Raw genomic sequence first — 25491 nt, 5'->3', positions numbered from 1 at the left:
TTCCGTCGTCTACGCACGCGCTTCGAGCGACGTGCCGACATTCACGAAGCATTCTTGAAACTTGGCTGCTCGCTCGTCTGCTGGAACGTCTTCAGGCGAGCTGAGCAAGGTTTTTGAACTGGCCTCTAAAGACACATTGCGGATTTTCCGGGAGTTTGTCTCCCGTTCAACAGGATTCCACGCGTCGAACGGCAGTCGTGCCGTTCCGGTCGATCGGATCGTCCGGTTCATCCGGCCGGTCGCACCGTACACGCCTTTCTCGCTCACTGCCTCACTGATACCTGTTCGCACGGACCGGGGTGACTATCCCCGCTCGCGCAGCTGAGCGACGCGTTCCGATTTTTCGAGTAGTGCCGGTGGTGCCCACCCCCGACGTCCTGACAGACGAAGGGTATTTCATAGCAGTCCGAAAGGAGAATGCTCATGTCAAGAATCATCGAGAAGATCGCCTGGCTCGTCGAGGATCAGGGCGGCGTGACGGCCATTGAATACGGCCTGATCGCCGCGCTGATCGCGATCGGCATCGTCGCCGCGTTGACGACCGTCGGTACCGATCTGAAGACCGTATTCAGCACGGTCGCCGACGATCTGGATTCGATAGTAGCTGCGATTTGATGGACGGTGCGGCGAACGGCTCGTCCGATTCGTTCGTCGGCACCACACGGCATTAACAACATGCCTCGACGTATCGATGCCGGATCAATCGATCCTGCCGGCCCGCGAGGGATCTGAAAGTGACTACGCAAGGAGATCATCATGTCCAAGTTCATTCAACAAGCCAGCCGCTTCATCCGCGATGAAGACGGTGTGACGGCCATCGAATACGGCCTGATCGCCGCATTGATCGCCATCGGCATCATCGGCGCGCTGACGACGGTCGGCCAGGACCTCAAGACCGTGTTCAAGACGATCGCGGACGACCTGGATTCGGCGGTCGCAGCCATCTGATGGATCGTGCCGCGGACGGCTCGGCCGGTGCAGCGCTCGAGCCGTCCCCGGTCATCTGATCAACCCGGAACCGGAGACCATCATGCAAGCCAGAATGCGCGTCGTACGTCGCTGGATCAGCGACGAGCAGGGTGTGACGTCGACCGAATATGCGTTGCTCGGCGCGATGTTCGCCGTTGCGGTGCTGGGCAGCGTCGTTACGCTGAAAGGCTCGCTTGCCGATACGTACGAGGTGATCGCTACGGCCGTGACGGCCGCCGTGGCCACCGCGCTGGCAATGGTTTCCTGATCCGCCGACTCCACCGATTCCACCGGTTCCACCGATTCGACTGCGAGGTTCGCCATGCTCCCCGTTGCGCCGCCTTACCCGGTTCCGTTGTGCGTGACGCTGCTCGCCGTCGCCGCGGCCAGCACGGACATCGCGACCCGTCGCATTCCGAACCGTCTCGTCCTGCTCGGCCTGGCCGGCGCGCTGGTTGCCCAGTGCCTGTTGCACGGTGTCGTGGCAGGTGCACTCGGCTGGCTCGCCGGCGCCGCGACCGGCTTCGGCATGCTGCTGCCGTTCTATGTGTTGCGCGGCATGGCGGCCGGCGACGTGAAGCTGATGCTCGCGATCGGCGCCTGGGTCGGCGCGGAAATGACGTTTTACATCGTGCTGGCCACCTTCCTGGCCGGCGGGATCGGCGCCATCGCCGTCGCGCTGCTGCGCGGGCGGATGCGCCAGATGTGGGCGAACGTGCACGCGTTGATCGCGTTGCGCTCGCGAGGCGCGAGCGCCGAGGCCGCCGGCGGCCCCGTCGAAATCGCATCGGTCGGCACGCTGCCGTACGGCGTGGCGATCGCGGCCGGCACGCTGGGCATGCTGTTCGCGTCGTGCGCATAGCGCGACGCATCCGCAACGAGGACGGAACGATCATGAACACGAATTACACCGAACCGAGACGCGACGCACAGGTGGCACGCCTGCCCGATCCGTTGCCGTCGCGGGAAGTGCATACGAAGCTGGGCGCACAGTTGCCGGCGGCGCCGCGCTCGCTCGAGGAAACCGGGTTGAGCCTGACGTTCGTTGCCGGCCTCGTGCTGAAGTCGACACTGGTGCTCGGCCGCCCATCATACGGCGACCTGGTCGAACGGCACTGCCTGTCGCTCGCGGTGCTCGACGACGTCTTCGCATTCCTGGTGCGTGAGCACCTCGTCGAACTCACCCATCGCGGTGCGACCGATCTGGACGTGACGTTCCGCCTGACCGAGGCGGGCCGGGTGCTCGCACTGGAAGAAGGGGCGCGCAGCGGCTACAGCGGTCCCGCGCCGGTGACGCTCGATGCCTATATCGAGTGCCTGAACGCGCATTCGGTACGCAAGCTGAATATCAGCCAGAACGAAGTGTGGGCGGCGTTCGAAGGGATCGTGATCGACACGTCGCTGCTCGATGCGGCGGCTGCCGCGCTGAACGCCGGCCGTCCGCTGCTGATCTACGGCCCGGCCGGCAGCGGCAAGACCTTCCTCGCCGAGCGGCTCGGCTCGCTGATGCGCGGCCGCGTGCCGGTGCCGCACGCGATCTGCGCGGCCGGCGAAGTGATCCAGATCTACGACCCGCTCGTGCACGTCGACGCGGACGCGCCGTCCGGCGGCCTGTCGGTCGATCGCCGCTGGCGCCTGTGTCAACGGCCGGTCGTGATGTCGGGCGGCGAACTGACGCTCGACGAGCTCGACCTGCGCCGCGACGAGGCCGCCGGCTTCTACCAGGCGCCGCCGCACATGAAGGCGAACCTGGGCATGTACGTCGTCGACGATCTCGGCCGCCAGCGCGTCGAGCCGCGCGACCTGCTCAATCGCTGGCTGCGCCCGCTCGATCGCGGCGTCGATCTCCTGACGCTCGAATCCGGCAACCGCTTCGTGATGCCGTTCGACGTCTGGCCGGTGTTCTCGAGCAACCTGTCGCCGGAGCAGCTGGGCGACGAGGCATTCCTGCGCCGCCTCGGTTCGAAGCTGCACGTCGGCGCGATGTCGATCGACGACTACCGCCGGGTGTACAACGCGGCCTGCGCATCGCTCGGACTCGTATCGGCGAGCGATGCATTCGACTACCTGCTGCATCGGCTGCACCTGCCGACCGGCAAGGCGTTTCTCGCCTGTTTCCCGGCGGACCTGCTGCGTCTCGTGGCCGCCGGCGCGCGTTACCGCGGCGATCCGCCCGAGGTGACGCACGACGCACTGTACGACGCGTGGGCGAGCTATTTCGGCGCGGCTCCCGAACGTGACGGCAGCCATCCGCCGCCCGTCGAGCGCGGTGGCCGTACGTTCATTACCGGTTGAGCCGTTTCTTTCACGATTCGTCGAGGAGCATTGCCATGAAAAACAGTCGAGCGGTCATGATGCTGGTCGTCGCGATGATCGCGGGTCTTGCCGCGGTCGTGTTTGCGTCCCACTGGCTGGTGCAGACATCCACGAGTTCCGTCACGCAGGTGGCGGTCGCGGCGACCGACCTGAACCTGGGCGAACCGCTCGGGCCGAACCAGATCCGCATGATCAGCTGGCCGTCGGGCAGCGTGCCGACCGGTGCGTTCACCGATACCAAGGCGCTCGAAGGGCGGGTCGTGCGCACCAGCCTGTCGCGCGACGAGCCGGTGATCGAGTCGAAGCTCGCGCCGGTCGGCACCAAGGGCGGGCTGTCCGCGGTGATCGCCGACGGCAGCCGCGCGATCACGGTGCGCGTGAACGACGTGGTCGGCGTCGCGGGCTTCGCGCTGCCGGGCAACTACGTCGACGTGATCGTCAACACGCAGGAGCAGCAGGGCAAGACGGACGGGCAGAGCATCTCCAAGATCGTGCTCGAACACATCCTCGTGCTGGCTGTCGCGCAGCAGGTGAGCCGCGACGACACCGCACCGAAGGTCGTCAACGCCGTGACGCTGGAAGTCACGCCCGACCAGGCCGAACGGCTCGATCTCGCGCGCAGCGTCGGCACGCTGTCGCTCGTGCTGCGCAACCAGGTCGACCAGAAGACGCTGAACACCGACGGGGCGACCAAGCTGACGCTGCTCGGCAAGGAGCCCGCACCCGCAGCGCCGCCGGCACCGGCCCGTGTGAAGACGGTACGCGTGCACGTCGCATCGCACGCGGCGCCGGAGGTACGGCGCGACTGCGTCGGCGTGCTGACGGGCGTGAAGGGCAGCGTCGAGTGTTTCTGAATCAGTTCATTGAAGTCACATAAACGGCCGCCGGCAACGCGCGGTGGCCCTGGAAGTCGATAACCGGCACGGCGCCGGTCTCTCGGGGGATCAGACGAAATGAAGATCAAACCGCAATGTACAGGTACCGGGCCGCTGCAGACACGCGTCGCACGGGGCACGATGATGGCCGCGATCCTCTGTTCGGGATGGCTGACCGTTTATGGCGCACTCGCGCAGGAAGGCGTCGAGTCGGCCGCGCTGACCAAGGGCGGCGCCAGCGCGCCGGCCGCGGTCGGCAAGGGGCCGATGCAGATGACGATCAGCATGGCGCCGGTGGCGGCCGCCGCGCCCGCCGCAGCGGCGGGGCCGCTGCGCGGACCGAACTGCGTCGGCGCCGTGCGCGAATCGACCAGCGTCAGCGTGCCGCTCGGCAAGTCGCTGCTGGTGCCGATGCCGGAGCCGGTCCGTAATCGGACGATCGGCAATCCGGCCGTCGCGCAGGCCACGATGGTGTCGCCGCAGACGCTGTACATCCTCGGGCTTGCGGTCGGCACGACCAACATGATCGTGCAGGGCAAGAGCGGTGCATGTCGCGTGATCGACGTCGCGGTCGGCGCGGATGCCGGCGGCCTGCAGGCGTCGCTGATGCAGCTGATGCCGAACGAGCGCGATATCCATGTGTCGACCGCCGCCGGCACGATCGTGCTGGCCGGCACCGTGTCGAGCTCGATGGCCGCGCAACAGGCCGTGCAGATCGCCCGTGCGTACGGTGACAGCGCGGCCGATCCGGCGGGCGGCGGCAAGGCGGGCGGGGTGCTCAACATGCTGAACGTCACGTCGCCGCAGCAGGTGATGCTCGAGGTGAAGGTGGCCGAGGTGTCGAAGACGCTGATCAACCAGATGGGCAGCGCGCTCAACATCCAGGGCGGGTTCGGTTCGTGGAGCGGTGCGCTGGTCAGCAACCTGCTCGCGGGCGTCGCAACCGGGATCGCCTTCAGCAAGGCGAACAACAAGCCGTTCAACCTCGCGGCCGACGCGCAGAACACCGACAACCTGGTCAAGATCCTCGCGGAGCCGAATCTCGTGACGATCAGCGGCCAGGAAGCGACGTTCCTCGCCGGCGGCAAGATCTTCATCCCGATCCCGCAAAGCAGCGGCAACGGCACGTCGTCGATCACGCTGCAGGAAGAGGAGTTCGGCGTCGCGCTGAAGTTCACGCCGACCGTGCTGGGCAATGGCCGGATCAGCCTGAAGGTCGCGCCGGAAGTGTCGGAGCTGTCGCAGACGGGCGTCACGCTGAGCGCGACCAACATCGGCGGCACGTCGATCCTGCCGCTGATCACGACGCGGCGCGCATCGACGACGGTGCAGATGGGTGACGGCGAAACGTTCGCGATCGGCGGGCTGATCAAGGACAACGGGACCGGCGCACTGAAGGCGCTCCCGGGTGTCGGCGAAATTCCCGTGCTCGGCGCGCTGCTCCGCAGTACATCGTTCCAGCAGGACCGCACCGAGCTGATCTTCGTGATCACACCGCACCTGGTGAAGCCGCTGCAGACCGCCGACGTGCCGCTGCCGACCGACAGCTTCTCGAAGCCGAACGAAATCGACGTGTATGCGACGGGCAACATGGAAGGCCGCGGTGGTGTGCGCAAGCCCGGTGCTCAACCGGCGAGCGGCGCGGCAGCCGCACCGCAGACCCCGGCCCAGGCACCGGCCCCCGCACCGGTACCGCAATCGGAAGCGCCCGCCGGCCCGGCCGCCGCGCTGCCCGCACCGCGCGCGCCGCAGGGGACGGACGCACAGCCGCCGGTGCCGGCCGAGCCACAGAAGACGCCTGCACCTGCACCGGTTGCCGCAGCCGTACCGCAGCACGATACCGCCAACGCGGCCCGTATCGCGCGCATCGAAGCCGCCGCCGCACGTCTTGCGGCAGCCGGTTCCGACACGCCGGCCCAGCCGGCGGGGCAGCCGAAGCGCCGGACACCGGCGGCGGCCCATGCGCAGCAGGTCGTGCGCGTGAGCGCGGCACCCGAATCCACCGATCGTTGAAGCCATCCAAGGGGACGCTCATGAAATCCGCCTACCTCGTCATCGTGCGCCGCGTGGCGCTCGCCGCACCGCTCGCGTTCGCGCTTGCCGGCTGCATGTCGTCGACCCCGGTGTGGGACACCCGCTTCGGCGATTCGGTCCGCGCCGTGACCCAGGCCCAGATCATCGACCCGCATGCCGGCGAACACGCGGCCTCGGTGTCGGCGCCGGGGGTCGACGGCGCTGCCGCCGCGGCCGCGCTCGACAACTACGACAAGTCGTTCAAGCAAACCGTGCCGCCCGCCAATGCGTTCGTGATCGGCATCGGCAAGTCCACCCAGTAACGACGGCACGCTCAGGGAGAACGCCATGAACAGCGCAGCCCGTTATCCGAAAGTCATGCGTCGCAGCCTGCATCGCCAGCGCGGTGCCGTCGCGATCATCGTCGGCCTCTCGCTGGCGGTGATGATCGGGTTCGTCGGCCTGGCGCTGGATCTCGGCAAGCTGTACGTCACGCGCAGCGAACTGCAGAACAGCGCCGATGCGTGCGCGCTGTCGGCTGCGCGTGACCTGACTTCGGCCATCAGCCTGTCGGTGGCCGAGGCGGACGGCATCGCCGCCGGCCACCTGAACTTCGTGTTCTTCCAGAACAAGTCGGTGCAGATGTCGACGAACGCGAACGTCACATTCAGCGACTCGCTGTCCAACGCGTTCCTGACGAAGAACTCGGTCACGACGCCGGCGAACATCAAGTACGTGCAGTGCACCGCGACGTTGAGCAACATCGCGCACTGGTTCGTCGAGATACTGAACGTGCTGCCGGGCACGAAGCTCGCGAACGCGGCGGAGGTGTCGGCCAGCGCGATCGCAACCGTCGGCGGCGGGCAGACGACCTGCGCGATCCCGGTGTTCGTGTGTCGCGGCCCATCCGATCCGGCGTACAAGGTCGGCGACTGGATCTCGTCGCCGTCCGGGTCGTCGTCGACCTACGGGCCGGGCAACTTCGGCTGGGCGGCGCTCGACGGCTCGACGAACGAACCGACCCTCGCCGGCGAGCTGTCGGGCAATACCTGCAACATCAAGAGCCCGCCGGATCTCGCCACCACGGGCCTGAAGTCGGCGTCGCTGCGCGCCTGGAATACGCGCTTCGGCATCTATACGAACGGCGCGAACGGCTCGAGCGGCCAGCCCGACTTCACCGGCTACGCGTATGTCGGCCCGAACTACGGGCCGCCCGGAACGGCCGGCATCAAGGGCGATGCGTACACGCAGTTCGTGGCCGACCGCGCAGCCTTCAAGTCCTACCAGGGCGACGGCGCGCCGCCGACGGGCAGCGGGATCAACACCAACGGCACCGCGACGGCGAGCAACTACCAGACTTTCGGCAGCGACCGCCGCGTCGCGCTCGCGCCTGAGGGCGACTGCTCGACGCTGTCGGGCAGCAGCGGCAAGGTGCACGTCACGCAGTGGGATTGCGTGCTGATGCTCGATCCGCTTCCGTTCAGCGCAGGCAGCGGCGCGGTCGTCGCGCACCTCGAATACCTCGGCTCGTCGGTCTCCGGCAACAATCCGTGCGCGACGCACGGCTTGCCGGGCAGCGGCAGCGCGTCCGGGACCCAGGTCCCGATGCTCGTTCAATAGCGGAGAGCGGATCATGAAAAAGCCCCCGTTTCGCCGTTCGCGCACCCGTGGCGCCGTCGCCGTCGAGTTCGCGCTCGTGCTGATGCCGATGATCATGCTCGCGACCGGCGTGGCCGAGTTCGGCCGCGCGATCTACCAGTTCGAGACGCTGACCAAGGCGACTCGCGATGCGGCGCGCTACCTGTCGGTCTGGTTGCCGAGCGACAGCGCGTATCCGGCCTCGCAGGCGCAGTGCCTCGTCGTCTACGGCAGCACGACGTGCGGCGCCGCCGGCACCGAGCTGGTGCCGGGGCTCACCACGTCGATGGTGACGATCTGCGACGCGCAGCGCACGACCGGCTGCAGCGACACGTCCGACCCGGCGCAGTTCGCGAACCTGCCGACCTACGACTCGAACAACAACGCGTCGGGCGGCACCGCGACGGGCGCGATCAACGTCGTCGAAGTGAAGATCACGGGCTACAAGTACCAGCCGATTCCCGCGTTCCCGGGGCTGCCGTCGATCACCTTCAACAACATCGTCACCGTGATGAGGCAAGTGTCATGAACGCGCGCCATGCCCTCCCGTCACGCCGGCGTGCCCAACGCGGCTCGGCGATCGTCGAGTTCGCGCTGATCGCGTGGATCCTGATCATGCTGCTGATCGGCATCTTCGAATTCGGCCGCGTGCTGTTCTACTGGAGCACCGCGAGCGAAGCCGTGCGCCTGGGCGCGCGCACGGCGGTGGTCTGCGACGTGAATGCGGCCGGCGTCGTGAAGCGCGTGAGATCGCTGCTGCCGCTGCTGTCGAACGCGAACGTGTCGGTGAACTACTCGCCCGCAAGCTGTGACGTGAATTCGTGCGCGTTCGTGACGGTCAGCGTCACGAACGTCACCGTCAAGACGATGATCCCGTTCGTGAACGTCACGGTGACGATGCCGCCGTTCACGACGACACTGCCGCGCGAAAGCCTGACTTCCGCGACCGGCGGCGCCAACTGCAATTGATCGAACAGGCGAGGCACACGACATGATCAACATTCTCGTAGCTTCCGACGACACCGCGCGACTCACGCAGATCGCGCGCCTCGTGGCCGACTGCGGACGCTATCGCGCGACACGCGCGACCGGCCGCCCGTCGCAGATCGAACATCGCACCGACGGGCTCGACGCGTTCGACATCCTGCTGGTCGACGGCACGTCGCTCGACCCGTCCGAGCTGTCGGCGATCGAGCGCATCTGCCGCGCGCACGCGGGCCTGACCTGCATTCTCGTGACGGCCGATGCGTCGCCGCACGTGCTGCTCGACGCGATGCGTGCGGGCGCGCGCGACGTGCTGCAGTGGCCGCTCGACCCGCAGGCGCTCGGCCACGCGCTCGAACGGGCGGCCGCGCAGAGCACACGGCGCGACACCGACGATACGCGGATCGTGTCGTTCATGTCGTGCAAGGGCGGGGCCGGCACGAGCTTCGCGGCCAGCAACCTCGCATTCGAGATCGCGGAAGGCTTCAAGCGCCGCGTGCTGCTGATCGACCTGAACCAGCAGTTCGCCGACGCGGCGTTCCTCGTCAGCGACGAAACCCCGCCGTCGACGCTGCCGCAGCTGTGCGCGCAGATCGAGCGGCTCGACAGCGCGTTTCTCGACGCGAGCGTCGCGCACGTGACGGAAAACTTCCACGTGCTCGCGGGCGCAGGCGATCCGGTCAAGGCCGCCGAGATGCGCGAGGACGCGCTCGAATGGATCCTGGGCGTCGCCGCGCCGCGTTACGACTTCGTGGTCTTCGACGTCGGCGTCTGCATCAATCCGCTGTCGATGGTCGCGCTGGATCGCAGCGACCAGATCGAGCTCGTGCTGCAACCCGCGATGCCGCACGTGCGCGCGGGCCGCCGGTTGCTGGAGATCCTCGTGTCGCTCGGCTACTCGACCGACCAGATGCGTCTGATCGTGAACCGCGCGACGCGCGCGAGCGACCGCACCCGCACGGCGCTCGAGGAAGTGCTCGGCCTGCACGCGGCCTGCATGATTCCCGACGATGCCGACACCGTGCTCGAAGCGATCAACCAGGGCCATCCGGTGTCGCGGGTCGCGCGTGGCACGGGGGTCGTCCGTGCGTTGCAGGGGTATGCGAAGCAACTCGTCGAAGGGGAGGTGCGCGCGGAGCACGGCGCGACGCACAGCGAACCGCTGATGTCCCGGCTGTTCGGCCGCAAGGCCACGCCGAAGCTCAAGTCCATGTAAATCTTTCGGGGAACCATCATGTCATTGCGCGAACAGATGTCCTTGCAACGGGCCCAGCCGCCGGCGGCGGGCAGCGACCCGGCCGGCCCGGCCCATTCGTCGGTGCGCGACGCATACCAGAAGCTGCGCCGCTAAATCCATCTGGCCGTGCTCGAACGCGTCGAGCTCGAGCGCCTGTCGCGGATGCCGCAGGAATCGGTCCGCATGGAGATCGGCCTGCTGATCACGCGCATCCTCGACGAGGAGCGGCTGCCGGCGAACGACATCGAGCGGCGGCAGCTCGCGATCGACGTGTACGACGAGATGTTCGGTTTTGGCCCGCTCGAAGCGCTGCTCCGCGACCCGAGCATTTCCGACATCCTCGTGAACACGTACCGGCAGGTCTATGTTGAGCGCTTCGGCCAGCTCGAACTGACCGACGTGACGTTCTACGACGACGCGCACCTGATGAAGGTGATCGAGAAGATCGTGTCGCGCGTCGGGCGCCGCATCGACGAATCGAGCCCGATGGTCGATGCGCGGCTGCCCGACGGCTCGCGCGTGAACGCGATCATCCCGCCGTCCGCGATCGACGGGCCGCTGATGTCGATCCGGCGTTTCGCGGTCAATCCGCTGAAGATGGACGACCTCGTGCGCTACCACAGCCTGACGCCGCCGATGGCCGAGCTGCTCGACGCGCTGTCGCGCGCGAAGGTGAACGTGCTGGTGTCGGGCGGCACCGGCAGCGGCAAGACGACGCTGCTCAACATCCTGTCCGGCTTCATTCCGCGCAACGAGCGGATCGTGACGATCGAGGATGCCGCCGAACTGCAACTGCAGCAGCCGCACGTGCTGCGGCTCGAAACGCGACCGCCGAACATCGAAGGCAAGGGCGAGATCACGCAGCGCACGCTGGTGCGCAACGCGCTGCGGATGCGCCCGGACCGGATCATCCTCGGCGAAGTGCGCGGCGCCGAAGCGCTCGACATGCTCAACGCGATGAACACCGGCCACGAAGGCTCGCTCGCGACGATCCACGCGAACACCCCGCGGGACGCGCTGACGCGGCTCGAGAACATGGTCAGCATCTCCGGCCTGACGCTGCCGCCGAAGACGATGCGCCAGCAGATCACATCGGCGATCTCGGTGGTCGTGCAGGCCGCGCGGCTGACCGACGGCAGGCGCAAGATCGTCAGCATCCAGGAACTGACGGGGATGGAGGGCGACATCATCAACATGCAGGAGATCTTCACGTTCAAGCGAACGGGCGTGGACCGCGACGGTTCGGTACGCGGCCACTTCTGCGCGACGGGCGTGCGGCCGAAGTTCGTCGAGCGGCTGCAGGCGTTCGGCATCAACCTGCCGGATTCGCTGTACGACCCGTCTCAGCGGTACGAGACGAACTGACGACAGGGCGCCGTTCGCTGCCGGGGAGGCTTCATGAACACGATCTTTTACGGTTTTGTGATTCTCACCTTCGTCGCGGTGGTACTCGCGATCGAAGGCGGTTATCAATGGTGGAACGCGCGGCATGGCGCTGCCGCGCGCCGGATCGAATCGCGCATCCGCTCGATGTCGGCCGGCGGCAACGTCCAGCAGGAACGGCTGTCGATCCTGAAGAAGCGGATGCTCGACGAATCGAAGCCGTTCGACCGGCTGCTGCTGCGCATGCCGCGCGTGCATCGGCTCGATCTCGTGATCCAGCAGTCGGGCCTCGACTGGACGCTGCCGAAGCTAATCATGCTCAGCGCGGTGTTCGCGGCGTTCGCGTGGCTTGCGCTGAGCTTCGCGACGTTGCCGCAGCTCGCGGCGCTGCCGGTCGCGCTGTTCGCCGGATGCCTGCCGATGATGTACGTGATGCGCTGCCGCGGGAAGCGGATGCGCAAGCTCGAGCGGCAGTTGCCGGACATCTGCGACATGATCGCGCGCGCACTGCGTTCCGGCCACTCGTTCACGAGCACGCTCGGGATGGTCGGCGACGAGTTTCCCGATCCGATGGGCGGCGAGTTCAGGGTCACGTTCGACGAGGTCAACTACGGCGTGTCGCTGCACGACGCACTGATGAACCTCGTCACGCGCGTGCCGGTGCAGGACCTGCGCTACTTCGTGATCGCCGTGCTGATCCAGCGCGAGACGGGCGGCAACCTCGCCGAGCTGCTCGACAGCATCGCCGCGCTGATCCGCGAGCGCTTCAAGCTGTTCGACAAGGTGCGCGTGCTGTCGGCGGAAGGGCGGCTGTCGGCATGGATTCTCGGGCTGCTGCCGTTCGGCACCGCCGCGGTGATGGCGCTGCTGAACCGCGAATTCCTGTCCGTGCTCTGGGAGGACCCGGCGGGGATCCGGATGGTCGGCATGATGCTGGTGTCGATGCTGTTCGGGCTGTTCTGGATCCGCCGTATCGTCCGCATTCGCGTCTGACGCGCGAGCCGTATAACGAACCGTTGCGAGGCTGTCATGCAAAACCTGAGCGTAGTCCAGGCCGTGATGCTGGGCGGCTTGTTCCTCTTCGTGGCCGGCGGCGCGCTCGTCGCGATGCTGCTGTTCGCGCCACGCAGCATCCAGCGCCGGATCCAGCAGGCCGGCGGGACCGGGGCGGGCGCGACCGGCGCGGCGGGCACGGGCGACGGCGACGACCTGGCGTCGCGCTGGGTCGCGAAGCTGGTCGAGCTATCCACCCCGATCTCGAAGCTGTCGGTGCCGAAGGAGGGTTGGGAGGATTCGCCGCTGCGCATCCGGCTCATGAATGCCGGCTGGCGCAACCAGAGCGCGGCCGCCCTGTATTTCACCGCGAAGACGGCGCTCGCGCTCGGGTTGCCGTGCGTGGCGTTGATGGTGCTGATCACGACGTCGCTCGGCGACGAGCGTGCGATCCTGTCGGTCATCCTCGTCGCGCTCGCCGGCATCGGCTACTACATCCCGAACGTCGTGCTGTCGCAGCGGGTCAAGGTGCGCCAGCAGAAGATCTTCGAGGATTTCCCGGACGCGCTCGACCTGCTGACGGTGTGCGTCGAAGCGGGGCTCGGGCTCGATGCGGCGCTGATGAAGGTGAGCGAGGAACTGCGGTTCAGCAGCGAGGTGGTCGCGAGCGAACTCGACCTGCTGCTGCTCGAGATGCGCTCCGGCTTCACGAAGGAGACGGCGCTGCGCAATCTCGCGCTGCGTACCGGCGTGGAGGACATCGAGTCGTTCTGCGCGATGCTGATCCAGGCCGACCGCTTCGGCACGAGCATCAGCGAATCGCTGCGCGTGCTGTCCGACATGCTGCGCACGCGGCGGCGGATGCGCGCGGAAGAGCGGGCCGCGAAGATCGCGCTGAAGCTGCTGTTCCCGCTGATCTTCTTCATTTTCCCCGCACTGATGATGGTGCTGCTCGGGCCGGCGATGATCCACGTCTATCGCGTGCTGCTGCCGACGTTCGTGGGCATCGGGCAGTGAGTGGCGCAGCGGCGTTGCGCCCGTTTCGTCGATCAAGGTTTTGCGTGCCGGACGGCCACCCCCGCCGGCCGGCACGGTAACAGGCTTCATGGAGGCTCCCTCCCCAGGTGGCGCCGCGAGACAGGTTGACCATAGCGGCGTCAAGGCATCCTGGACCCATGGTCGGCCATGGAACGAGCCGTAGTCCACCGCCTCAGCGGCTGCCCCCTACTGCTACCCTGAATGCCGGCGAAGTTTGCCGGCATCACGTTGTGCGCGACGGCGCGAACGTCGCGGATCGCGACCGGCGTGTCAACTGCGTCCCTGACGCAATCGTGGTGATGACAGGATGGACGCCGCGCTATGGCATGGTTGACATTCGCGGCGCGGCACCAAAGGCGGCGGCCTGCTGCTCCTGACGCTCGCATTTGCATTTCCCGCGATTCCCATGGGCTGTGCGTTCCTCACGCATCCGGTGTCGTACCCGCTTTTGACGCTCGCCTGATCTACCTGTGGAGCGAGCACAAGGCATCGCTCAACCTGAAAGCCAATCGGAAGCTCGTGCTCGACACCACGATCGCCCGGCTCGACGCGCGGTATTTCGCGGCATGTCGAGCGACTGCCTGAGCGTAGCCGACGACGGCCCCGATGTGCCGCGCCGGCGCTTCCAGATCGACAAGGCCGTCCCTGACCCGTTGCGCAACGGCGAGCGTATCCGTATCGCGTACGTGCCGATTTCCGGCCGCGTGCTGGAAGATCGAGTCGGCCGCGGGCCGGCAGCTGATCTGAATCCGGGATGATTCGCCGCGCGGACGGCCGACCGACGCGTTGCCCGCCATGCGGCGGAAAATTCCGGTCCGCACGACTGTTTCATCCGTCGCGTCAATCGCATCGATGCCTTGAGTTTCATCATCCGCCGCGCTACATTGCCGCTCGCAGAATTCCGTACGGACGCCTGCACACCCTGTAATTCGTACGTAAGGAATCCCGATGGGGCAGCAGGCGGAAGGCAACGACGACATTACCGGCAACCCGGCCGTGCGCGACGCACTCGCGCCGGTCGCAGGCGCCGCCGCGTTGCTGGTCGCCACGCTCGGCGCGCTGGGCGCCGTCGACGTCCTGCCCGCCGACCTGCGCTGGTGCGCACCCCTTGCCAGCGCATGGTGCAACGTACTCGTCGTCGCGATCGGCGTGCTGCTCGCCGGCCGCGCACGCCGCCATCCTCCGGAAATATCGGCCGCCACGCTGATCGGCGACTGGCTGCGCCATGCATTCAGCCGAAAGCACGAACCGGAGCACGACGACAACCCGTGGCCGGCGATCGCCGCTGCGATCGACTGGCGGCCGTGGGCCGTCACCGGCTGCGGTGTGCTTTCCGTCGCGCTCGCCGTGCTCGCGTGGCAGCCGCCGTCGCCCGTGATGCTGGTGCGCGCGATGGGTTCGCCCGAGCCTACGCTCGCGGCCGGCGCGGCCTGCATCGTTCTCGCCTTCCTGACACTCGTCGCCGAACGCCACCATGCGGCGGCCGTCAGCCGTTCGGCGGTGTCCGCGTCGCTCACGCGGATGCTGCGCGTTGCGCTCGTCACCGCGCTCGCGGGTGCGCTGGCCGCCGCATGGTTCGCGTTCCGGCACCGCACGGCAGACTGGCTCGTGCAGGCGGTCGCGCTGCTCAATGCAGCCGTCGCCGCCGAACTGACCCTGCGCGGCGTGCTGTCGTGGTTTGCGGGGCCGCGCGGCGCCGTCGCGCCGACCAGCGCGATCACCGGGCTGCTGAGCCGGCGCCCGTCGCCGTTCGCGTCGCTCGGCGCCGAGCTGCGCCATCGTTACGGCATCGATTTGCGGCAGAGCTGGGGCTGGCGCAGCTTCGTGCGGCTGCTGCCCGGCGCGCTCGCCGCCACCGTCGCGTGTGCATGGCTGCTCACCGCCGTCGTCGTGCTGAACCCGGAGCAGCGCGCGGTCTACGAGCGCTTCGGCGCGCCGGTCACGGTGTGGCAGCCGGGCCTGCACGTCGGCCTGCCCTGGCCGTTCGGGCGCGCGCGCATCGTCGACAACGGCGCGGTGCACCAGGTCGCGATCGCGGGCAGCACGAACGACGGCAGCGCCGATACGTCGCCCGTGCCCGCCGATGGCCCGACACCCGAGCGCCTCGACCGTCTGTGGGATGTGCCGCATCCGTGGGAAACCACCCAGGTGATCGCCGGCGCGAACGGCGACCGCCAGAACTTCCAGATCGTCAACGCCGACGTGCGGGTCGATTACCGGCTCGGCCTGACCGATGCCGACGCACGCGCGGCGCTCTATCGCGCGATCGACCCGGAAAGCACGGTGCGCACGAGCGCCAATCGCGAACTCGTGCACTACCTCGCGTCGCATACGCTCGAATCGCTGCTGGAAACGAATCAGGCCGCGATGGCCGGCCAGTTGAAGCGCGCGATCCAGCGGCAGCTCGACCGGCTGCAAAGCGGCGTCGACGTGATCGCGGTCGTGATCGAGAGCGTGCATCCGCCGACCGGCGCAGCGGCCGCGTTCCACGACGTGCAGGCCGCGCAGATCCGCGCGCAGGGCAGCGTCGCGCAGGCGCGCGGCTTCGCGGCCGGCCTGCTCGGCAACGCGCAGCAGCAGGCGCTCGAACGGGTCGCGCACGCCGAAGCGCAGGCCGGCGACACGGTGTCGTCGGCGCGCGTGCAGCAGATCGAGTTCGACGCCGACCTGGTCGCGTACCGGCTCGGCGGCCCCGCGTTTCCGTTCGAGTATTACCTCGACCGGCTGCAACGCGGCCTGAGCGACGCGCGCATGACGATCATCGACGACCGGCTTGCCGACGGCACGCGGGCGACCGTCGATCTTCGCAATACGCCTGCCGGCGATCTGGCCGGCATCCATTGACATGTCGCGGCGATTTCCGCATGGGCGGCGCGACACGGCAACAAGCCGTGCCGCCGCACCGCACGCGAGCGACGCCGCACCCGGGACGACATCGTGAGTCTGTTTCATTCGCACGCGCATGATCATGCGCACCACGGCCATGGCCACGACCATCATCATCACGCGCATCACGGTGCGCCGCAGCCGCCCGGCGCGTTCCGCCTGCGCGTCGCGGTCGCGCTGCTGTGCGTGATCGTCGCGCTCGCGGTGGCGAGCTTCGTGCAGGTGCGTGCCGGCGAGGCATCGGTGATCACGCGCTTCGGGCGGCCCGTGCGCGTGCTGCTCGAACCCGGGCTCGCGTGGCGCCTGCCAGCGCCGATCGATGCGGTGACGCCCGTGGACCTGCGCCTGCACACCACGTCGAGCGGCCTGCAGGACGTCGGCACCCGCGACGGGCTGCGCATCATCGTCGAGGCCTACGTCGCGTGGCGCGTGCCGGCCGATGCGCGCGACATCGGGCGCTTCATGCGGGCGGTCGGCAACGAGCCGGATGAAGCGGCGCGGCAGATCCGCTCGCTCGTCGGCTCCGCGCTGCAGACGACGTCCGCCGGGTACGATCTCGCGTCGCTCGTGAACACCGATCCGGCCCAGGTGAAGATCGGCGAGTTCGAAGATGCGCTGCGCCGGCAGATCGATGCGCAGCTCTATGCGGCTTACGGCGTGCGCGTCGCCCAGGTCGGGCTCGAACGGCTCACGCTGCCGGCCGTCACGCTTGCCGCGACGGTCGACCGGATGAGCGCCGAACGCGAGACCGTGGCCGCGCAGCGTACCGCGGACGGCAATCGCGAGGCCGCGCAGATCCGCTCGGACGCCGAGCGCGATGCACGCATCGCGCTGGCCGACGCGAACGTGAAAGCGGCCGGCATCGAAGCGCAATCGCGCAAGGATGCGGCCGACATCTACGGCAAGAGCTATGCGGGCAACCCGCACCTGTACACGATGCTGCGTTCGCTCGACACGCTGAACGCGGTGGTCGGTACCAATACGAACCTGATCCTGCGTACCGACGCCGCGCCGTTCCGCGTGCTCGTGCAGGGCCCGGCCGACACGTCGGGGCAGGCCGTGCCGGCACCCAAGACGCACAGGGCCGTGCGATGAGCGAGCCGTCCGCATCGCCGCTCGGGCCGGGCGCACAGGCCGTGCGCCTGTCGTTCTGGTTCGTCGCCGCGCTCGCGGTGCTCGCCGCCTGCGCGTGGGCCGGCTCGAACATCCGGCGGATTCCGGCGGACAGCCGCGCGGTCGTGACGCGTTTCGGCGCGCTCGTGCGCACCCAGGACGCCGGGCTCGTGATCGCATGGCCGCAGCCGTTCGAATCGGTCCTGCTCGTGCCGGGCGCCGCGCGCGTGCTCGAGCAGCGGATCCGCTCGCTCGACCGCGATCCGCGAGCGCTCGCGCCGTCCGCGAAGGGCGTCGCGCGGTTGTCCGACGCGCTCGCCGGTTCAGGCTACGTGCTGACGGGCGACGGCGGCGCGGTCGCGTTGAGCGCGGTGCTTTATTACCGGGTCAGCGATCCGTACGCGTACGTGCTGCAGCAGGCTCGCCTCGACGCGGCGCTCGAGCGGATCGTGTCCGCATCGGCCGTCGAGGTCGCGGCGACCCGCAATCTCGACGCGATCCTGGTCGCGCGGCCCGAGCAACTGGCCGCCGACCGGCAAATGGCCGCGCGACGCGAACGGTTGCGCGGCGATCTCGCCGATGCGATCGCGCTGCACCTGCGTGCACTCGACGCGGCGCACGCGGGGCTCGGCGTCGAAGTCGCGCGCGTCGACGTGCAGCCCGCGTTTCCCGGAGCGGCCGCCGATGCGTTCAACGCGGTGCTGACGTCGCTGCAGGTCGCCGAGCGGACCATCGCCGAAGCCCGCACTGCCGCCGAACAGCGGCGGCAGGACGCGCAGCAGGATGCCGACCGGATCGTGCAGGACGCGCGGGCCCATGCGGCCGAACGCGTCGCGACGGCGCAGACCGACACGCTGGAGATCCGGCAGCTCGATGCGACGCTCCGCGAGAACGGCGATCCGGGGCTGCTGGCGCGGCTGTATCGCGATCGCGTGCAGCGCGTGCTGTCGAAAGCCGGACGCGTGACGACGATCGATCCGCACGACACCTCGAACCTGATCCTGCCCGGAACCGCCCGATGAATTCGCTCGTCGAACCGGCTACGCAGCCGGACACCGCGCCCGCCGGCGCGACCGCCTACGCGCTGTCCTCCGACGAGCGCCGCACGATCACGCGGCAGATCGCGTTGGCGCTGCTCGCGGGCGGCCTGCTCGTGCTGTCGTTCGCGTGGCGCATGCTGTCGGGCGGCGGTGACACGCTCGCGCAACTGCTCGCCGCGCTTGCGTCGCTGATCGTCGCGGGGCCGGTGTTCGCGAGTGCGTGGCACAGCCTGCGCGCGCCGAGCCTGCACGGCGTGACCGATCGCCTGATCGCGCTCGCGATGCTGGCCGCCTGGGCGATCGGCGACATGACGACGGCCGCGCTGCTGCCGATCGTGATGACGTTCGGCCACGCGCTCGAAGAGCGCAGCGTGCTCGGTTCGCAGGAGGCGATCCGCGCGCTCGGCCGGCTGACGGCCGGCCGCGTGCGTCGCATCGGCACCGACGGCAGTGTCGTCGAAGTCGCGTATGACGCGCTGCGCGCGGGCGACCGTATCGAAGTGGTGGCCGGTGCGCGCATTCCGGTCGACGGCGTCGTCGTCGCGGGCACGTCGAGCGTCGACAACGGGCCGATCACCGGCGAATCCGTACCGCACGACGTCGATGCAGGCAGCGCCGTGTATGGCGGCGCGCTGAATCTCGACGGCGTGCTGCGCATCGACGTCACGCACACGGGCAAGGATTCGACGCTCGGCAAGATCATCGCGCTGATGCAGCACGCGGAACAGGCGAAACCGCCCGTCACGCAGGTGCTCGAGCGGCACATGGGCGCGTATCTCGCGCTCGTCCTGCTGATCGCGGCGATCGTCTGGTTCACGTCCTCGAATGCATCGGCGATGCTCGCGGTCATCGTGGCCGCGTGCCCGTGCGCGCTGGTGCTCGCGGCACCGTCCACGGCCATCGCCGGGATCGCGGTCGGCGCGCGGCACGGCATCCTGTTTCGCAATGCCGCGTTTCTCGACAAGATCGCCGAAGTCGATTCGCTCGTGATCGACAAGACCGGCACGCTCACCCGCGGGGAATTGCAGGTTCGGCAGGTATGGCTGCAGCCCGGTGTCGACAGTGCGCACGCGCGTGCGCTGGCCGCGCGGCTCGGCGAAAGCAGTGCGCACCCGGCGAGCCGCGCGCTCGTCCGCGATGCCGCCGCGTCCGGCCTCACCGGTGTTGCCATGGCGCCGTTCGAACGCACGCGGGAATTGCGCGGGCTCGGCGTCGTCGCCGATACGCCGGACGGCACGGCGGTACTCGGCCGGCCCGCGCTGCTTGCCGACCATGCCGGTGACTTACCGTCACCCCCGGACGGATTCGACGGGCCGCTCGTCGGCCTTGTGCTCGACGGGCGCCTGCTCGCATGGTTCGGCTTTGCCGACACGCTGCGGTCCGACGCGCGCGACGTGCTCGCCGAGCTGCGGACGCTGGGCCTTGCGCGGCAGACGCTGCTGACGGGCGACCTCGAGCGCGTCGCGAGCAAGGTCGCGGCCGAGACGGGTATTGAGACGGTGGTTGCGCAGGCGCTGCCGCACGACAAGCTCGATTACGTGATGCGCGAGATCGGCGCGGGCCTGCATCCGCTCGTGGTCGGCGACGGGCTCAACGACGTGCTGGCGATCAAGGCCGGCTCGACGAGCATCGCGATGGGCGAGCGTGGCGTCGACATTGCAATCGCATCGGCCGATGTCGTGCTGCTGGGCGACGACCTGAAGCGGATTCCGACCTGCATCCGCCTCGGCCGGCAATGCCGTCGCACGGCGACAACCAATGCGGCGATCGGCCTCGCATGGACGCTCGCGGTGATCGCGCTGGCCGCGACCGGGATGCTCGGCGCGGTGTGGGCGGCGATCCTGCACAACGTCGGCACGTTCATCGTGATTGCGAACGCCGGGCGGCTGCTGCGGATCGATGAGGACGTTCGCGACGCGTGAGCGGTGGAGGGGGCACTTCGTCCCCTGTCGCAACGTGCCCCTTCACCGCCTCACGGCCGACCTTCGCTCGGCACCTCGGCCGCCTTGCTGAGCTCGCCCATGATGATCCGCGCGATCTCGTTGGCCGGTGCGCGTCCATCGGGCGCGGCAGCCGTGTTCGCCCACGTGACGATCGTCGTTTTCGTGACCGGGTCGTAGCCCATGAAGGTGTTGAAGCCCGGTATCTCGCCGGTATGTCCGTAGAACGTGCCGAACTTGGCCAGGCCCATGCAGTAGCTCGCCGACATCGGATCGGTCGCATCGATCGGCGTGCAGCTGGCGAGCCGTCGCGCCTGCAGGTCGGCGTTCAGGTAGCCGCCGCCGACCATCCGCTGCACGTAGGCGGCCAGTTCCGTCACGGTTGAAATGCCCGAGCCGGCCGTCCACGCCCATGACGTATTGACGCCGGTCACGTTCGTCGGCTGCAGCACGCCGCTTTTCGCGTCAGCCTGGCGCTGGGGCGACAGCGCGTCGCTGTTGGTCGTCTCGGCATTGGTGCCCCATTGATAGCCCTGCGGTGCCGGCGCCGGCAGCGACGTGTTCTGCTGCGGCGGGAGCAAGGTATTGGCCAGGCCGAGCGGCGCAAACAGGCGCGCGTTCATCGCATCGGCCGCGCTCATGCCGGTCAGTTGCTCGATGATGAGCCCGAGCAGCACCGTGTTCGTATTCGAGTAGCGGAAATCCGTGCCGGGCGGGAAATAGACCGGCTGGCCTTTGGCGATGCCCAGCAGCTCGGACGGGGTCCACACCTTGTCCGGCTGCGCATCGAGCGTCTGGTTGAACGCGAGATTCGTCGAATAGTTGTAGAGGCCGCTGCGCATGGTCAGCAACTGTTCGATCGTGATCGTGTCGCCGTTGGGCACGTTCGCGACGAACTTGCTCACGGAGTCGCCAAGGCTCAGCCGGCCTTCCTGCACCAGTTGCAGGATCACCGTGCCGGTCCAGGTCTTCGTCACGCTGCCGACGCGAAAGTGCGCATTCGTCGGGATCGGCGTGTTCGTACCGCGCACGGCCGTGCCGAACGATTCGAGCCAGTTGCCCTGCGGCGATTGCACATAGACGACCGCGCCGGGCGTCAGCGTGTCCGTGAGCAGCGCGTTGATCTGCGGGCGCGCCGCGTTCGCGAACGCGGGCGTGCTCGAGGCCGGCGAACTGTCGCCGCCGCATGCGGAAACGGCGAGGCCGATGACCGCGGCCGGTGCGACGGCAACCAGGCCGTGCATCAGCCGTCGCGATACGTTCGACAAAAACCGGGAGGTTGTTGACGTAACCATGATGCGGACCCTCCGTGGTCGTGACGTATTGCCTGCGTTGTCTTCTCCAAAACTATAGGACAGGCGTGTTGCCGCCGGCAGCACGCATTTTTGGTCTGACGATAGCGATCCGGCCCGTTCACCCGGTCGCGGCCGTCACTGAAAGTGATGCACATACCGCAGCACCATCCGCGTGCCCTGCGGCCGGTTGCGCGCATAGGTCTCGAAGTACGCGTTGAACATCAGATGATCCTGCGGCGAGAAGCTATACATGGCCCCCGGGCCGATCGCGAACACGGCCTCCCGCGTGCCCGGCACGTCCTGCCCGTTTGCCTTCATGTCGGTGGTCTGGCGCAGCCAGTAGCCGTTGAGCCCCAGCCGCAGGCCGGGGCGCACTTCATACTCGGTCGCGAAGTTCGCGTGGATCGCCTGGCCAGCCTGCGTCGATGTCACGTCCGGGCCGAGCGACGTGGCCGGCTGGTGGTTGGTCGCGTTCCACAGATAATGCAGCCGCCACGACACGGTCCACTTGGGCGTGAGCCACAGCGTCGCCGCCCAGTACGGATCGAACGACCAGAAATGGCTGCCGGGATTGATCGCGCGCGACGGGTCATACGCGCCGGTCGGCGCGATGAACTGGAATTCCACGCGCTGCGCGAAGCGCGGGCCCTGTGCGCCCATCACCGGGTCGAACTGGATGAACGGGCCGATCAGCAGGTCGCCGAAGCCGGCGCGCGCATTCAGCGCGACGTTGCCGATGCCGTCGTCGGTTCGTGCCGAGGCGATCCACGGCAGGATCACGTCGAGGCCGGGATGCATGCCCGCGAACGTCAGCGGCGACTGATAGACGAGCTGGCTCAGCCCCGCGAACAGGTCGATGTCCTGCTTCGGCAGCCCGACCTTGTTGCCCGCATTGTCGTTGACGCGGCCGGCCGTGTAGTACTGCAGGTACTGCGTGCCGTACCACCCGGAGCCGGCCGGCGGCATCCCGTCGAGGAAGCTGGTCATGCCGAGGTTGACCGCCGGCAGGTCGGCTGCGCCGGCCGGCGCGCCGGCGGCCATGCCGGCGATCGTGAGGCCTGCGACGACGAGCACGCGAGAGCCGAATTTCATGTTCACCACCTCCTGTTTATTTATTTGTATAACTAATCAAATGACGCGAAAGAGATCGGGATGATCGACGATCGCGCGATACTGGCCCGCATGGAACACCAGCGGCGCATGGCCGAACGTGTCGAACTGTTCGATCTGGCCGATGAAGAGCAGGTGATCGCCGCCTTCGTAATGGCCGACGTTGCGACACACGAAGCGCGCGCTCGCGCCGTCGAGGCAGGGCACGCCGCCGGTTTCCGAATCGACGTGAAGCACGCCGTCGAACTTGTCGGCGCTGGGCGTCGCGAAGCGGCGCGACAGCTCGATCTGGTCGTGCGCGAGGATGTTGATCGCGAAATGGCTGGCCGCGACGAAATCCGGGCGGCTCGGCGCGACCTTGCGCAGGCTCCACAGCACGAGCGGGGGATCGAGCGACAGCGACGAGAACGAATTGGCGGTGAGGCCCACCTTGCGTCCGTCGGCCGCGCACGTGGTGATCACGGTCACGCCGGTCGGGAACTGCCCGAACGCGGCGCGCAACTGCAGCGGGTCGAGGGCCGGGCGATCGGTAGCGGTCGTTTCCATGTCGGTTACTCCGTGCGTGCGCTGTGTTCGCGGATCATCGCCGCGCAGGCCGACGGCTCGAACCACCACGGCGAGAACCGGCGCGGATCGTCGAAGCCGTCGACGATCGCCGCGGCGAGCGACGGCAACTGGCCGGCCGCGCCGAGCAGTTCGAGGATGTGCGGCGGTGGCGGCGTGAGCAGCGAGTTGGTCCAGCGCACGACGTGCTGCGCATACGCCCAGTAGCCTTCGAACGTCTGCTGCATCCAGTCTTCGCCGAACGGCGCGGCATCGCGCGCGAGGATCGCGTCGAAATACGCTTTCGCGCATTTCGCGGCGTTGTTCGATCCCTGGCCGGTGATCGGATCGTTGACGACGACCGCATCGGCCATCCCGAACACCGTCCGGCCTGACGGCAGCCGGAAAAACGGCTTGCGCACCGTCGGCGCGAAGCGCCCGGCCAGCGTGCCGTTCGGATCGGTGAGCTCGACGTCGCGGCAGCGTTCGAATTCCCACGGCACGTACTGCTGCAGGAACGACAGGCTCCGGTCCAGATGCTGCTCGGGCGTCTTCACGTCGGCCCAGCAGTCGAGCGGGCCGCCCGGAATGCCTTCGAACACCATGATTTCGCACGGGCCCGTCGTGGTCAGCGCGGGGAACACGAAATACTCGCCGATGCCCGGCAGCAGGTTGAAGCGCACGCGCGAATACGGCTGGCTCGGCGTCATCCCTTTCACGTAGGTGAGGGCCAGCGCGCGTTGCGGGCGGTCGAACGCGCTGCGCGTGTCGTCGCGGCCGAGCAGGTTGACGATCTCGCCCTTGCCGGCCGCGAGCAGCACGAGGTCGTGGCTGCGCGCCAGCTCCTCGAGTTCGGGCACGCCGACGTCTCCGATGCGCACGTCCGCGCCCCGGCGCCGCACGCCGTCGAGCCAGTCGGCCATCTTCACGCGCTGGTCGACCGACTGCGCATAGCGGGTCAGCCGCGACGACCAGTCGATCACCTTGCGGCCGTTGCCGTCCGGATGCGGCACCGCGATGCCGATCCCTTCGACGGACGGGCACGCTTCCTCCCAGGCGTTCAGGCCGAGGTCGCGCTCGATCTGCAATGACGTGTGGAACATGCACTGGCTCGACATGACCTTGCCGGTGCGGATCTGTTCGGCGTCGCGGTTGGTCGCGAGCGTGACATGGTAGCCCTGGTCGAGCAGGGCGAAGGCGAGTTGCAGGCCGGACTGGCCGGCGCCGACGATGGCGATGCGTCTCATGGATGTGTCCTTGGTTGGCCGGATGCCGGCCGGAATCGAAATGATGGCGGGAAGCGGCGGCGACGAACGGTCACTCCGCGAGACGCGGAATGGCCGGCACCGCCTGTTCGGGCCCCATCGCGGAATAGCCGCCATCCACTGCGTAGTCGGCGCCCGTCACGAAGCTCGCCGCGTCGCTGCACAGGAACGTTACGACCTGCGCGACCTCGGACGGATCGCCGACCCGGCCGAGCAGGTGGAACGGCGCGGCGACGCGATCGGTCTTCGCGCGATCGCCGTGCGTCATCTCGTCCATCACGCGCGACCACGTCCAGCCCGGCGACACCGAGTTGACGCGAATGCGGTCGGGCGCGAGATCCATCGCCATGCTGCGCGTGAGCTGGCGGATCGCCGCCTTGGACGTCGGGTACAGCCAGCGGCCGGTTTGCGCGCACTGGGCCGAGATCGAGCTGAAGTTCACGATCGCGCCGCCGCCGCGCCGGACCATCTGCGGATGCACGGCCTTGGCGAGCATCGCCGCCGACACGACGTTGACGTCCATCGCGGCGAGCCAGTCGTTGCGGGTGGCCTGGAGGCCGTTGTCGACGTAGCTGCACGCGAGGTTGACGAGCACGTCGATCGCGCCGAACCGATCGACGATGGCCGCGACCGCATGCTCGATCGCGCGATCGTCGGTGATGTCGAGCGCGACGAACATCGCCCGTTCGCCGAGCGAATCGGCCACGCGCGCGCCGTTCTCCGCATCGAGATCGAGGATCGCGACGCACGCCCCGGCGCGGCTCAGGTCCTGCGCGACCGCGGCGCCGATCAGCGTGGCGCCGCCGGTGACGATCGCGACTTTGCCAGCAAGGGCAGTCATGGGGTGTCTCCG

24 protein-coding genes and 3 pseudogenes are annotated in these 25491 nt (G+C 68.2%); 21 read left to right on the top strand and 6 right to left on the bottom strand.

The genetic code is table 11. From position 1 onward, the window contains the following. The 15 genes and pseudogenes from CFB50_RS39385 to CFB50_RS38360 all read left to right on the top strand — a co-directional run. A pseudogene (locus CFB50_RS39385) lies at positions 1 to 117 on the top strand (IS5/IS1182 family transposase); the annotation flags it as partial. A 306-nt stretch (positions 118 to 423) separates the two neighbouring features. After that, positions 424 to 615, top strand: a complete 192-nt coding sequence (locus tag CFB50_RS38425) for a Flp family type IVb pilin (RefSeq protein WP_039355485.1) — start codon at positions 424 to 426, stop codon at positions 613 to 615. Positions 616 to 756: 141 nt separating this feature from the next. Further along, complete coding sequence (locus CFB50_RS38420; protein ID WP_089449540.1) at positions 757 to 948, top strand: Flp family type IVb pilin; 192 nt, start codon at positions 757 to 759, stop codon at positions 946 to 948. An 82-nt stretch (positions 949 to 1030) separates the two neighbouring features. Next, a complete protein-coding gene (locus CFB50_RS38415) occupies positions 1031 to 1237 on the top strand; it encodes a Flp family type IVb pilin (protein WP_039355490.1) in 207 nt (68 codons plus the stop codon). A 54-nt stretch (positions 1238 to 1291) separates the two neighbouring features. Next, complete coding sequence (locus CFB50_RS38410; protein ID WP_089449539.1) at positions 1292 to 1831, top strand: A24 family peptidase; 540 nt, start codon at positions 1292 to 1294, stop codon at positions 1829 to 1831. Between the two features lie 32 nt (positions 1832 to 1863). Then, positions 1864 to 3264, top strand: a complete 1401-nt coding sequence (locus CFB50_RS38405; protein WP_089449538.1) for an ATPase — start codon at positions 1864 to 1866, stop codon at positions 3262 to 3264. A 35-nt stretch (positions 3265 to 3299) separates the two neighbouring features. Continuing rightward, positions 3300 to 4139, top strand: a complete 840-nt coding sequence (cpaB, locus tag CFB50_RS38400) for a Flp pilus assembly protein CpaB (RefSeq protein WP_069249610.1) — start codon at positions 3300 to 3302, stop codon at positions 4137 to 4139. A gap of 99 nt (positions 4140 to 4238) precedes the next feature. Beyond that, positions 4239 to 6173 (top strand): type II and III secretion system protein family protein, encoded by a 1935-nt coding sequence (locus CFB50_RS38395; RefSeq protein ID WP_089449537.1) that lies wholly within the window; start codon positions 4239 to 4241, stop codon positions 6171 to 6173. A gap of 20 nt (positions 6174 to 6193) precedes the next feature. Then, positions 6194 to 6496 carry a hypothetical protein gene (locus CFB50_RS38390; RefSeq protein WP_069249608.1) on the top strand — a complete coding sequence of 101 codons (303 nt, stop codon included), beginning with the start codon at positions 6194 to 6196 and terminating at the stop codon, positions 6494 to 6496. Positions 6497 to 6521: 25 nt separating this feature from the next. Continuing rightward, positions 6522 to 7793: a pilus assembly protein TadG-related protein gene (locus CFB50_RS38385; protein WP_089449536.1), complete on the top strand. Its 1272-nt coding sequence runs from the start codon at positions 6522 to 6524 to the stop codon at positions 7791 to 7793. A gap of 13 nt (positions 7794 to 7806) precedes the next feature. Beyond that, on the top strand, positions 7807 to 8340 hold the full coding sequence (locus CFB50_RS38380; protein ID WP_089449535.1) for a TadE/TadG family type IV pilus assembly protein: 534 nt from the start codon (positions 7807 to 7809) through the stop codon (positions 8338 to 8340). Beyond that, entirely contained in the window at positions 8337 to 8780 is a 444-nt protein-coding gene (locus tag CFB50_RS38375; protein ID WP_069249605.1) for a TadE/TadG family type IV pilus assembly protein, read from the top strand. Before CFB50_RS38380 ends, CFB50_RS38375 begins: the two co-directional genes overlap by 4 nt. Positions 8781 to 8802: 22 nt before the next feature. Beyond that, positions 8803 to 10011: an AAA family ATPase gene (locus CFB50_RS38370; protein WP_089449534.1), complete on the top strand. Its 1209-nt coding sequence runs from the start codon at positions 8803 to 8805 to the stop codon at positions 10009 to 10011. 18 nt (positions 10012 to 10029) lie between these two features. Next, positions 10030 to 11397, top strand: a pseudogene (locus CFB50_RS38365) (CpaF family protein). 33 nt (positions 11398 to 11430) lie between these two features. Next, complete coding sequence (locus tag CFB50_RS38360; protein WP_089449533.1) at positions 11431 to 12408, top strand: type II secretion system F family protein; 978 nt, start codon at positions 11431 to 11433, stop codon at positions 12406 to 12408. Positions 12409 to 12657: 249 nt separating this feature from the next. On the opposite strand, the pseudogene CFB50_RS40605 reads toward CFB50_RS38360, so the two are convergent. Further along, positions 12658 to 13077, bottom strand: a pseudogene (locus CFB50_RS40605) (hypothetical protein); the annotation flags it as partial. Between CFB50_RS40605 and CFB50_RS40600 the strand changes: the two are divergent. The 6 genes from CFB50_RS40600 to CFB50_RS38330 all read left to right on the top strand — a co-directional run bounded on the left by CFB50_RS40600 (position 12982) and on the right by CFB50_RS38330 (position 20407). Further along, positions 12982 to 13425, top strand: coding sequence for a type II secretion system F family protein (locus CFB50_RS40600; RefSeq protein ID WP_373452998.1), 444 nt, complete (start codon positions 12982 to 12984; stop codon positions 13423 to 13425). The pseudogene CFB50_RS40605 and the gene CFB50_RS40600 overlap by 96 nt on opposite strands. Before the next feature lie 587 nt (positions 13426 to 14012). After that, positions 14013 to 14204 (top strand): hypothetical protein, encoded by a 192-nt coding sequence (locus tag CFB50_RS39380; RefSeq protein WP_144020772.1) that lies wholly within the window; start codon positions 14013 to 14015, stop codon positions 14202 to 14204. Between the two features lie 190 nt (positions 14205 to 14394). Next, positions 14395 to 16290, top strand: coding sequence for a protease modulator HflK (locus CFB50_RS38345; protein ID WP_089449530.1), 1896 nt, complete (start codon positions 14395 to 14397; stop codon positions 16288 to 16290). 93 nt (positions 16291 to 16383) lie between these two features. Beyond that, positions 16384 to 17427 carry a protease modulator HflC gene (gene hflC / locus CFB50_RS38340; protein ID WP_089449529.1) on the top strand — a complete coding sequence of 348 codons (1044 nt, stop codon included), beginning with the start codon at positions 16384 to 16386 and terminating at the stop codon, positions 17425 to 17427. Continuing rightward, on the top strand, positions 17424 to 18467 hold the full coding sequence (hflK, locus tag CFB50_RS38335; protein WP_089449528.1) for a protease modulator HflK: 1044 nt from the start codon (positions 17424 to 17426) through the stop codon (positions 18465 to 18467). Before hflC ends, hflK begins: the two co-directional genes overlap by 4 nt. Beyond that, positions 18464 to 20407, top strand: coding sequence for a heavy metal translocating P-type ATPase (locus CFB50_RS38330; protein WP_089449527.1), 1944 nt, complete (start codon positions 18464 to 18466; stop codon positions 20405 to 20407). The genes hflK and CFB50_RS38330 overlap by 4 nt, the downstream gene beginning before the upstream one ends. Positions 20408 to 20457: 50 nt before the next feature. Here the strand turns inward: CFB50_RS38330 and CFB50_RS38325 are convergent, their stop codons facing one another. From CFB50_RS38325 to CFB50_RS38305, 5 genes are all read right to left on the bottom strand, one after another. Then, positions 20458 to 21669, bottom strand: coding sequence for a serine hydrolase domain-containing protein (locus tag CFB50_RS38325; RefSeq protein ID WP_256979432.1), 1212 nt, complete (start codon positions 21667 to 21669; stop codon positions 20458 to 20460). A gap of 186 nt (positions 21670 to 21855) precedes the next feature. Continuing rightward, positions 21856 to 22812: a SphA family protein gene (locus CFB50_RS38320; protein WP_089449525.1), complete on the bottom strand. Its 957-nt coding sequence runs from the start codon at positions 22810 to 22812 to the stop codon at positions 21856 to 21858. Positions 22813 to 22848: 36 nt separating this feature from the next. Further along, on the bottom strand, positions 22849 to 23376 hold the full coding sequence (locus CFB50_RS38315) for a flavin reductase family protein (protein ID WP_089449524.1): 528 nt from the start codon (positions 23374 to 23376) through the stop codon (positions 22849 to 22851). A 5-nt stretch (positions 23377 to 23381) separates the two neighbouring features. Further along, on the bottom strand, positions 23382 to 24620 hold the full coding sequence (locus CFB50_RS38310; RefSeq protein ID WP_089449523.1) for a styrene monooxygenase/indole monooxygenase family protein: 1239 nt from the start codon (positions 24618 to 24620) through the stop codon (positions 23382 to 23384). 70 nt (positions 24621 to 24690) lie between these two features. Continuing rightward, a complete protein-coding gene (locus CFB50_RS38305) occupies positions 24691 to 25479 on the bottom strand; it encodes an SDR family oxidoreductase (protein ID WP_089449522.1) in 789 nt (262 codons plus the stop codon). Positions 25480 to 25491 lie beyond the last annotated feature (12 nt).

The sequence above is a fragment of the Burkholderia sp. AU33423 genome, from assembly GCF_002223135.1.
In the GTDB taxonomy this organism is placed as follows: Bacteria; Pseudomonadota; Gammaproteobacteria; order Burkholderiales; family Burkholderiaceae; genus Burkholderia; species Burkholderia lata_D.
Note: the sequence above shows the minus strand (reverse complement) of the source record. Positions and strands in the feature narration are given on the sequence as shown.